The sequence below is a fragment of the Caulobacter sp. P1_B12_2 genome (assembly GCF_056406675.1).
The window spans coordinates 1-7,326 of sequence record NZ_JBFTZS010000225.1 but is presented as its reverse complement, the minus strand read 5'-3'; the positions used below and the strand labels follow the sequence as shown (position 1 = coordinate 7,326).

Below are 7,326 nucleotides of genomic sequence, written 5' to 3'. Positions count from 1 at the left end.
CAGCACGACGGCGGCGGCGACGAGCGCGGCGGAGATCTTGAACTTCGACGGCATGATCGGCGGAGGCTGCTCGGGAGGAGGCGGATCTTCTGGACGGCAAGCTTCGCCTTATCAAGCCTCGATGGCGAAGGTGCGGCGACGCGCACGCCCTCTTTGCGAGTCTTTCGCGAAACGCGGTTTTGTGGAATCGTGGGGACGGAGGGCTTTAACGTTCGGGAGAACGACATGCCGATCACTCGCCGCCTCGTCGCCGCCGCCCTGCCCTTGACGGGTCTCGCCCTGGCGCCGTCGCTCGCCCTGGCCAAGCCCGCGCCGGCCTTCACCGCCGTCGACGTCGACGGCAAGACCCGCTCCCTGGCCGAGTTCAAGGGCAAGGTCGTGGTGCTGGAATGGGTCAACGAGGGCTGCCCTTATGTGAAGAAGCACTATTCGGGCAACATGCAGGGCCTGCAGCAGGCCGCCGCGGCCGACGGCGTGGTGTGGCTGACGATCGCCTCGTCGGCGCCCGGCAAGCAGGGCTATTTCCCGGACGGCGCGGCCGCCAAGACCTGGATGACCGCCAAGGGCGCCAAGCCCACGACCCTGCTGCTGGACCCGCAGGGGGTGGTGGCCACGGCCTACAAGGCCAAGACCACGCCGCACATGTTCGTCATCGATCAGGGCGGCCAGGTCGTCTACGAGGGCGCCATCGACGACACGCCCAGCGCCAGGGTCGAGGACTTGAAGACGGCCAGGAACTACGTCGCCGCCGCGCTCGGCGACGTGAAAGAGGGCCGCAAGGTGGCCGTGGCCTACAGCCAGCCGTACGGGTGCTCGGTGAAGTATCGGGACGCTTAGGGCTCTCATAGATCCGCTCATCCCGGCGACTGCCGGGACCCAGATCCTATGGCGGAGAGTCGGATTGGAAGGGCTCAACGCGCTTGGCGTCAGCCATATCGCTTTTCCATCTGGGTCCCGGCATTCGCCGGGATGAGCGGAATTTTGTCTAAGCCGCCGGCTGCGGCGGCGCGGTGATCACTTCGACGTTGTCGTTCAGCAGATAGACCATGTCCCGCAGGGCCAGGTCCTGGTCCTTGACGGTCTTGGCCTCGACCACGGCCTTCAGCTTCTCGGGCAGGTCCTGGCTGATGCCGCGCAGGATGCACTTGAGGTCGTCGACCGCCCCGCGCTCCTTCAGGGTCACGTGGCCCTTCATGTCCAGGGCCGACAGCTCGGTGATCCTGCCCTGGAAGACGTCGAAGTCCTTCAGGGCCTTGGCGACGGCGTCGGGGGTCTTGGGCAGGCTCTGGCGATAGGTCTCGGCCTGGGCCTTCAGCCCGCCGGCCCGCTTGACGATGTCGGCGAAGAGGGGCTCGCCCGCTACCGAAGCCGGCGCGGGCGCGGACTGGACCACGGCCGGCGCGGCGCCCGCCTGGGCGTCCGGACTGAACGATGCGAACCACAACATGGCGGAAAAGGCGACGGCGTCACAGGACATGGTGCACTCCCCGCGAAAAACGTCATTGGTCTTCATGACGCGGCGGCAGGGGTTTGGTAAGCCCGCCCGGGTAAACGCCGATTTACCAAACCCTATGAAGGAACGCCGCATGGCCGATCTCGACGCCGCCTGGACCCGCCTGGAAGACGCCGCCAAGGCCGCCGGCGAAAAGCGCATCGTCGAGTTCTTCGACGCCGAGCCCCGGCGCCTGGAAGCCCTGACCCTCGACGTCGCGGGTCTGCACATCGACCTCAGCAAGCAGGCCTGGGACGAGGCCGGCCTCGAGGCCGCCCTGGACCTGGCCCACGCGGCCGACGTCGAAGCCGCCCGGGCGGCGATGTTCGGCGGCGAGGCGATCAACAGCTCCGAGGGCCGAGCCGTCCTGCACACGGCCCTGCGCGCCAAGGCCGACGCCGACTTCAAGGCCGGCGGCGTTCCGATCATGGCCGAGGTCGAGGCCGTGCGCGCCCGGATGAAGGCCTTCGCCGAGGCCGTGCGCTCGGGCGAGATCAAGGGCGCCCCCGGCAAGCCGTTCAAGGCCATCCTGCACATCGGCATCGGCGGCAGCGACCTGGGCCCGCGTCTGCTGTGGGACGCCCTGCGCCCGGTCAAGCCGAGCATCGACCTGCGCTTCGTGGCCAATGTGGACGGCGCCGAGTTCGCCCTGACCACGGCCGACATGGATCCGGAACAGACCCTGGTCATCGTGGTCTCCAAGACCTTCACCACCCAGGAGACCCTGGCCAACGCCGGCGCCGCCCGCGCTTGGCTGGCGCAGGCTCTGGGCGAGACCGGCGCCAACGCCCACCTGGCGGCCATCTCCACCGCCCTGGACAAGACCGCCGCCTTCGGCGTGGCCGACGACCGCGTGTTCGGCTTCTGGGACTGGGTCGGCGGCCGCTATTCGCTGTGGTCCTCGGTCAGCCTGTCGGTGGCCGTGGCCTGCGGCTGGGACGCGTTCCAGGGCTTCCTGGACGGCGCGGCGGCCATGGACGAGCACTTCCGCACGGCCTCGCTGGAAAAGAACGCGCCCGTGCTGATCGCCCTGGCCCAGATCTTCAACCGCAACGGCCTGGACCGCCGCGCCCGCTCGGTCGTGCCCTATTCGCACCGCCTGCGCCGCCTGGCCTCGTTCCTCCAGCAGCTGGAGATGGAGAGCAACGGCAAGTCGGTCGGGCCGGACGGCCAGCCCGCCAAGCGCGGCACCGCCACCGTCGTGTTCGGCGACGAGGGCACCAACGTCCAGCACGCCTATTTCCAGTGCATGCACCAGGGGACCGACATCACCCCGATGGAGCTGATCGGCGTGGCCAAGTCCGACGAAGGCCCGGCCGGCATGCACGAGAAGCTGCTGTCCAACCTGCTGGCCCAGGCCGAGGCCTTCATGGTGGGCCGATCGACCGAGGACGTGGTCGCCGAGCTGACCGCCAAGGGCGTTGCTGCAGCCGAAATTGCAGCCCTCGCACCCCAGCGCGCCTTCGCCGGAAACCGCCCCTCGACCCTGGTGCTGATGGAGCGCCTGACGCCCCGGACCTTCGGCGCCCTGATCGCCCTCTACGAGCACAAGACCTTCGTCGAGGGCGTGATCTGGGGCATCAACAGCTTCGACCAGTGGGGCGTGGAGCTGGGCAAGGTGATGGCCGGCCGCATCCTGCCCGAGCTGGAAAGCGGGGCCGTGGGCTCGCACGATCCATCGACCACGGCGCTGATCGGGCGGTTGAAGGTCTAGATCCTCCAAATCTCCGCTCATCCCGGCGAAGGCCGGGACCCAGATGGAATGGCTTTGAGGTGGGTTCCTCAAGCACAGAGCTAGTCCAGCCCGATACGCCGCTATGGGATCTGGGTTCCGGCCTTCGCCGGGATCAGCGGAGTGTTGGGCAGCGCGAAGGCTCTACCCCCAGCGGCCCGCCGCGTCGCCCGCCTCAGCCGACATCCGCCGTCCCTCCTCGATCTCGTCGGGCGTCTCGGGCCGCACGGTGGCGGTGACGACCATGGGCTGGCCGGTCGGCAGGCGCAGGACGCCGGTCTGGTTGGGAGCCAGTTCGATCGAGCCGGTCAGTTCCGGCTTGAAGGCGCGGCCCAGGCTGACCGTGACCCGCAGGCGCTCGCCCTCCTGGATCACGCTGGTGAAGATCGAATAGCGGCTGCCGCTCCGCTCGTAGGCGCCCACGCGATAGAGGCGCTGCGAGCCGAAGGCGGTGAAGTCCGACCACAGCGGGACACCGTCCGGCGACAGGCCTCTGGCGACCACGCGCACCGCCGAGCCGGGCTGGACCAGGGAGCGCTCGGCGGCCGCGCGGATGATGCGGATCCGGCGAAGCTCGACGGGCAGGGCTGGCGGGCTGGCGACGGCGGGTTCGGCTTGCGGCGCGACCGGCGCGGGGATCGGCTCGGCGGCGGCTGTCTCGGTCCGGGAAGCCGGCGCGCGGGGTGCGGAAGGCCGTCGGGGCGGCGCGGGCGCGCCCGGACGCGACGACGGCGAAAGGCTAGGGCGTTCGCCGGCCTCGGCGACGACAGGCGGCGCCGCATAGGTCACGGCGATCTCGGCGGGCCGCGCGGCCCAGGCGCCCACGGCGCCGGTCAGGCCCAGGACGGCGGTCAGGCTCGCGCCGGCGAGACGGCGGGTCCGGCTGGGCGCGGGGCGGGTGAGCAGCCGCACGCGCTCGGCCAACGGGTGGGCGGACCAATGGCAGCCCAGCGGCAGGGGGCGGGCGGCCAGCTGGGTCTTCAGCATGGCTTGGGCATAGGCCTTGCGGGCCTTGGGATGGTTCGCCACGACCCGGGCGTCGCAGGCCAGCTCCTGGTCGATCTTCAGCCAGCGCGACATCGCGTGGGCGGCCGGATTGAACCAGTTCACGCAGGTCAGCAGGGCCAGGGCGGCGTTGACCAGCGGGTCGCCCCGCTCCAGGTGGGTCCGCTCGTGGGCCAGCACGACCTCGCGCTCGGCCGGCGTATAGCGCTGGGTGAAATCGGCCGGCGTCACCACGCGCGGGCGCAGCACCCCGACCACGGCTGGCCCCGCCCGCCCGGCCCGCGCGGCGCGGGCGAACTGGGCTTGCCGCCAGGTCTGCCAGGCCAGGCTGGCGACGAGGCCGGCCAGCCAGAGCCCGGCCAGCAGCGGCTGGACGTCGAACGGGGTGGTCGTCGCGGGCGTCGCCATGAACGGAAGTGCCGCTTGCGCGATTTCGGTCGACGGGGCGGGCAGGCGCAGGGTCACGACCCGGGCCGGGACCATCATGGCCAGGGCGGCCAGCGGCGGCAGGATCCAAAGGCCATAGGCGATCCGCGCCCCGAACAGCCGGCGCGCCGGCAGGCGCAGGACCATGACCCCGGCGACCGCGATCGCCAGGGCCAAGTTGACGCGCAGGAGAACAGCCAGGACCTCAGCCATCGTCCTCGATCTCGGCGATCAGGTCCTTCAGCAACTGGACGTCCTTGGCGGTCAGCGTCCGGTGCTGGGCGAAATGCGCGACCAGCGGCGCCACCTCGCCGCCGAACAGCCGATCGACCAGGCCCTGGCTTTCGGACTGCACATAGTCGTCGCGCGACACCAACGGCCGATAGAGATAGCCGCCCGCCTCGCGCGCGCCGGCGATGGCGCCCTTGCGCAGCAGGCGGGTGATCAGGGTCTTGACCGTGCCCGGCGCCCAGTCGTGGGCCTGGCCTACCGCCGCGACGACGCCGTCCGGCGTCAGCGGCCCGCACCGCCACAGCGCTTCCATCACCTGGCTCTCGGCGCCCGAAATCCGCACGCGCTTCCTCCATTACCGAAAGTACATTTGTATTTTCGATTAAAGTACAGCTGTATCATAAGCCATTGCGACGCGTTCGTCAGCGGCTTTCCAAGGGATCTCAAGTGTATATCGGCCTCGTCTGGGCGGCGCTCGCCGCCGTTCAAGCTGCTCCCAGCGCCCCGCCGCCCACGCCTCAGGCCGCCGTGCCCGAGACGCCGGCCGCGGAGGCCTCCACGGGCGTCAGCGCCGTCGAGGTCAAGGCCGATGCGCCGCAGGTTCGCACCTCGATCGATCGGCGCAGCTACAGCCTTTCGAGCGACCTGTCGGCCCAGTCGGGCGCGGTCGCCGACGCCCTGCGCAACATCCCCTCCGTCGAGGTCGACGTGCAGGGCAATGTCAGCCTGCGCGGCGATCCGTCGGTGACGATCCTGATCGACGGCAAGCCCTCGGGCCTGTTCCAGGGCGAGGGGCGCGGCCAGGCGTTGCAGCAGATGCCCGCCGACCGCATCGACCGGGTCGAGGTGATGACCAACCCTTCCGCCGAGTTCCGCGCCGACGGCACGGGCGGCGTCATCAATCTGATCACCAAGAAGGGCAAGGGCGCGGGCCGCACCAGCTCGCTGCGCCTGACGACCGGCGATTCCGGGCGCGGCGGGATCAGCGGCAATATAGGCTACAACAGCGGCAAGGTTTCCGCGTCCGGCGACCTCAACTACCGCCGGGATACGGCCGACCAGGTCGACTACGAGCATCGCCAGCAGGCCGACCTCGACAGCGAGACCAAGGGGAACACCCAGCTCGACTTCGAAAGCCTGACCGGCGGCGGCACGGTCGACTACGACCTGACCGACAAGACGCGGGTCGGYGGCGAGGTCCGCCTCAGCCGTTTCGACCTCGCCGTCGACAGCCTGGCCGACACGGCGCGGCAGGACGGGGCGGGAAACCCGACCCAGGCCTACCAACGCGACCTGACCGTGCGCCAGCGGCGTGACAACGCCGCGATCAGCGCCAACCTGCGCCGCCGCCTGGGCGCCGACGGTCACGAGCTGACCCTGAAGCTCAGCTACGACGTGACCGACGACAACCGCGTGCGGGCCGGCCACACGGTCGCGACCCTGCCGGCGGCCTCCAGCGCCTTCGACCAGCAGCGGCTGGGCTACGACGTCCGCCAGACCGACCTGAAGGGAGACTATGTCCGGCCGATGGGCGAGGGGCGGACGCTGAAGCTGGGGTTCGACGTGCAGTTCGACGACAACGGCTACGTCAATCGCGGCTTCCGGGGCGCGAGCCTGGACGGGCTGGTCCCCGATCCGCTGCTGACCAACCAGTTCCTCTACGAGCAGACCCTGAGCCAGGCCTATGTGACCTACGAGCGCCCCCTCGGCGACCTGACCGTGCTGGCCGGCCTGCGCTACGAGAAGTCTCAGCTGGATCTGACTTCCGCGGGCCAGGAGAACGAGAACGACACCGCCGACTGGCTGCCCAGCCTGCACCTGTCTTATCCGCTGGGCGAGCGGCAGAAGCTGACCGCCAGCTACAGCGAACGCCTGCAGCGTCCCGGACCGTTCGACCTGAACCCGGTCCCGTTCATGCTGGATCCGCTGAACTACCGCATCGGCAATCCCAACCTGAAGCCGCAGGAGACCCGGTCGTTCGAACTGGGCTGGCAGTACCGCGAGGCGCCGCTGCTGGCGATGGCCACGCTGTACTACCGCGAGAACGACAAGGTGATGAGCGACGTGGTCACCGACATCGGCGGCGGGGTGTTCGTCACCACCAAAGCCAATGTCGCCCAGAGCCGCAACGGCGGCCTGGAGCTGGTGCTGAACGGCAAGCTGAGCAAGACGCTGACCTATAATCTCAGCTCCAACCTGTTCTGGGCGCAGCTGGACGGATCCAACCTGGGCTTCACGGACGACCGCTCGGCGGTGACCGCCTCGGGCCGGGCCAGCCTCAGCTGGCAGGCCACGCCCAAGGACCTGATCCAGGTCAACGGCTTCCTCAGCGGCAAGCGCCTGACGGCCCAGGGCTATGCGATGCCCTCGGCCGGGATCGACCTGGGCTATCGCCGCAAGATCGACGACCGCCTGTCGCTGGTGGTCACCGTCCAGGACG

General features: G+C 69.7%; 6 protein-coding genes. 3 read left to right on the top strand and 3 right to left on the bottom strand.

Features of this window, described 5'->3' with window-relative positions; translation table 11 throughout:
* The first annotated feature begins 225 nt into the window (after positions 1 to 225).
* The gene (locus tag AC1DZ6_RS14740; protein WP_477097908.1) at positions 226 to 837 is read left to right on the top strand and encodes a thioredoxin family protein; all 612 of its coding nucleotides are present in this window, start codon (positions 226 to 228) and stop codon (positions 835 to 837) included.
* 148 nt (positions 838 to 985) lie between these two features.
* On the opposite strand, the gene AC1DZ6_RS14735 is transcribed toward AC1DZ6_RS14740, so the two are convergent.
* Complete coding sequence (locus tag AC1DZ6_RS14735; protein ID WP_477097907.1) at positions 986 to 1,477, bottom strand: hypothetical protein; 492 nt, start codon at positions 1,475 to 1,477, stop codon at positions 986 to 988.
* 109 nt (positions 1,478 to 1,586) lie between these two features.
* Between AC1DZ6_RS14735 and pgi the strand changes: the two genes are divergently transcribed.
* Positions 1,587 to 3,206, top strand: coding sequence for a glucose-6-phosphate isomerase (pgi, locus tag AC1DZ6_RS14730; RefSeq protein WP_477097906.1), 1,620 nt, complete (start codon positions 1,587 to 1,589; stop codon positions 3,204 to 3,206).
* 162 nt (positions 3,207 to 3,368) lie between these two features.
* On the opposite strand, the gene AC1DZ6_RS14725 is transcribed toward pgi, so the two are convergent.
* Complete coding sequence (locus tag AC1DZ6_RS14725) at positions 3,369 to 4,868, bottom strand: M56 family metallopeptidase (protein ID WP_477097905.1); 1,500 nt, start codon at positions 4,866 to 4,868, stop codon at positions 3,369 to 3,371.
* Entirely contained in the window at positions 4,861 to 5,229 is a 369-nt protein-coding gene (locus AC1DZ6_RS14720) for a BlaI/MecI/CopY family transcriptional regulator (RefSeq protein ID WP_477097904.1), read from the bottom strand. The genes AC1DZ6_RS14725 and AC1DZ6_RS14720 overlap by 8 nt, the downstream gene beginning before the upstream one ends.
* Before the next feature lie 104 nt (positions 5,230 to 5,333).
* Here AC1DZ6_RS14720 and AC1DZ6_RS14715 point away from each other — a divergent pair.
* Positions 5,334 to 7,326: TonB-dependent receptor domain-containing protein (locus AC1DZ6_RS14715; RefSeq protein WP_477097903.1), on the top strand; the 1,993-nt coding region annotated here is incomplete at its 3' end.

Coding starts and splice junctions, on each gene's coding strand:
- AC1DZ6_RS14735 (WP_477097907.1), bottom strand. CDS start 1,477: ATGTCCTGTGACGCCGTCGCCTTTTCCGCCATGTTGTGGTTCGCATCG.
- AC1DZ6_RS14740 (WP_477097908.1), top strand. CDS start 226: ATGCCGATCACTCGCCGCCTCGTCGCCGCCGCCCTGCCCTTGACGGGT.
- pgi (WP_477097906.1), top strand. CDS start 1,587: ATGGCCGATCTCGACGCCGCCTGGACCCGCCTGGAAGACGCCGCCAAG.
- AC1DZ6_RS14725 (WP_477097905.1), bottom strand. CDS start 4,868: ATGGCTGAGGTCCTGGCTGTTCTCCTGCGCGTCAACTTGGCCCTGGCG.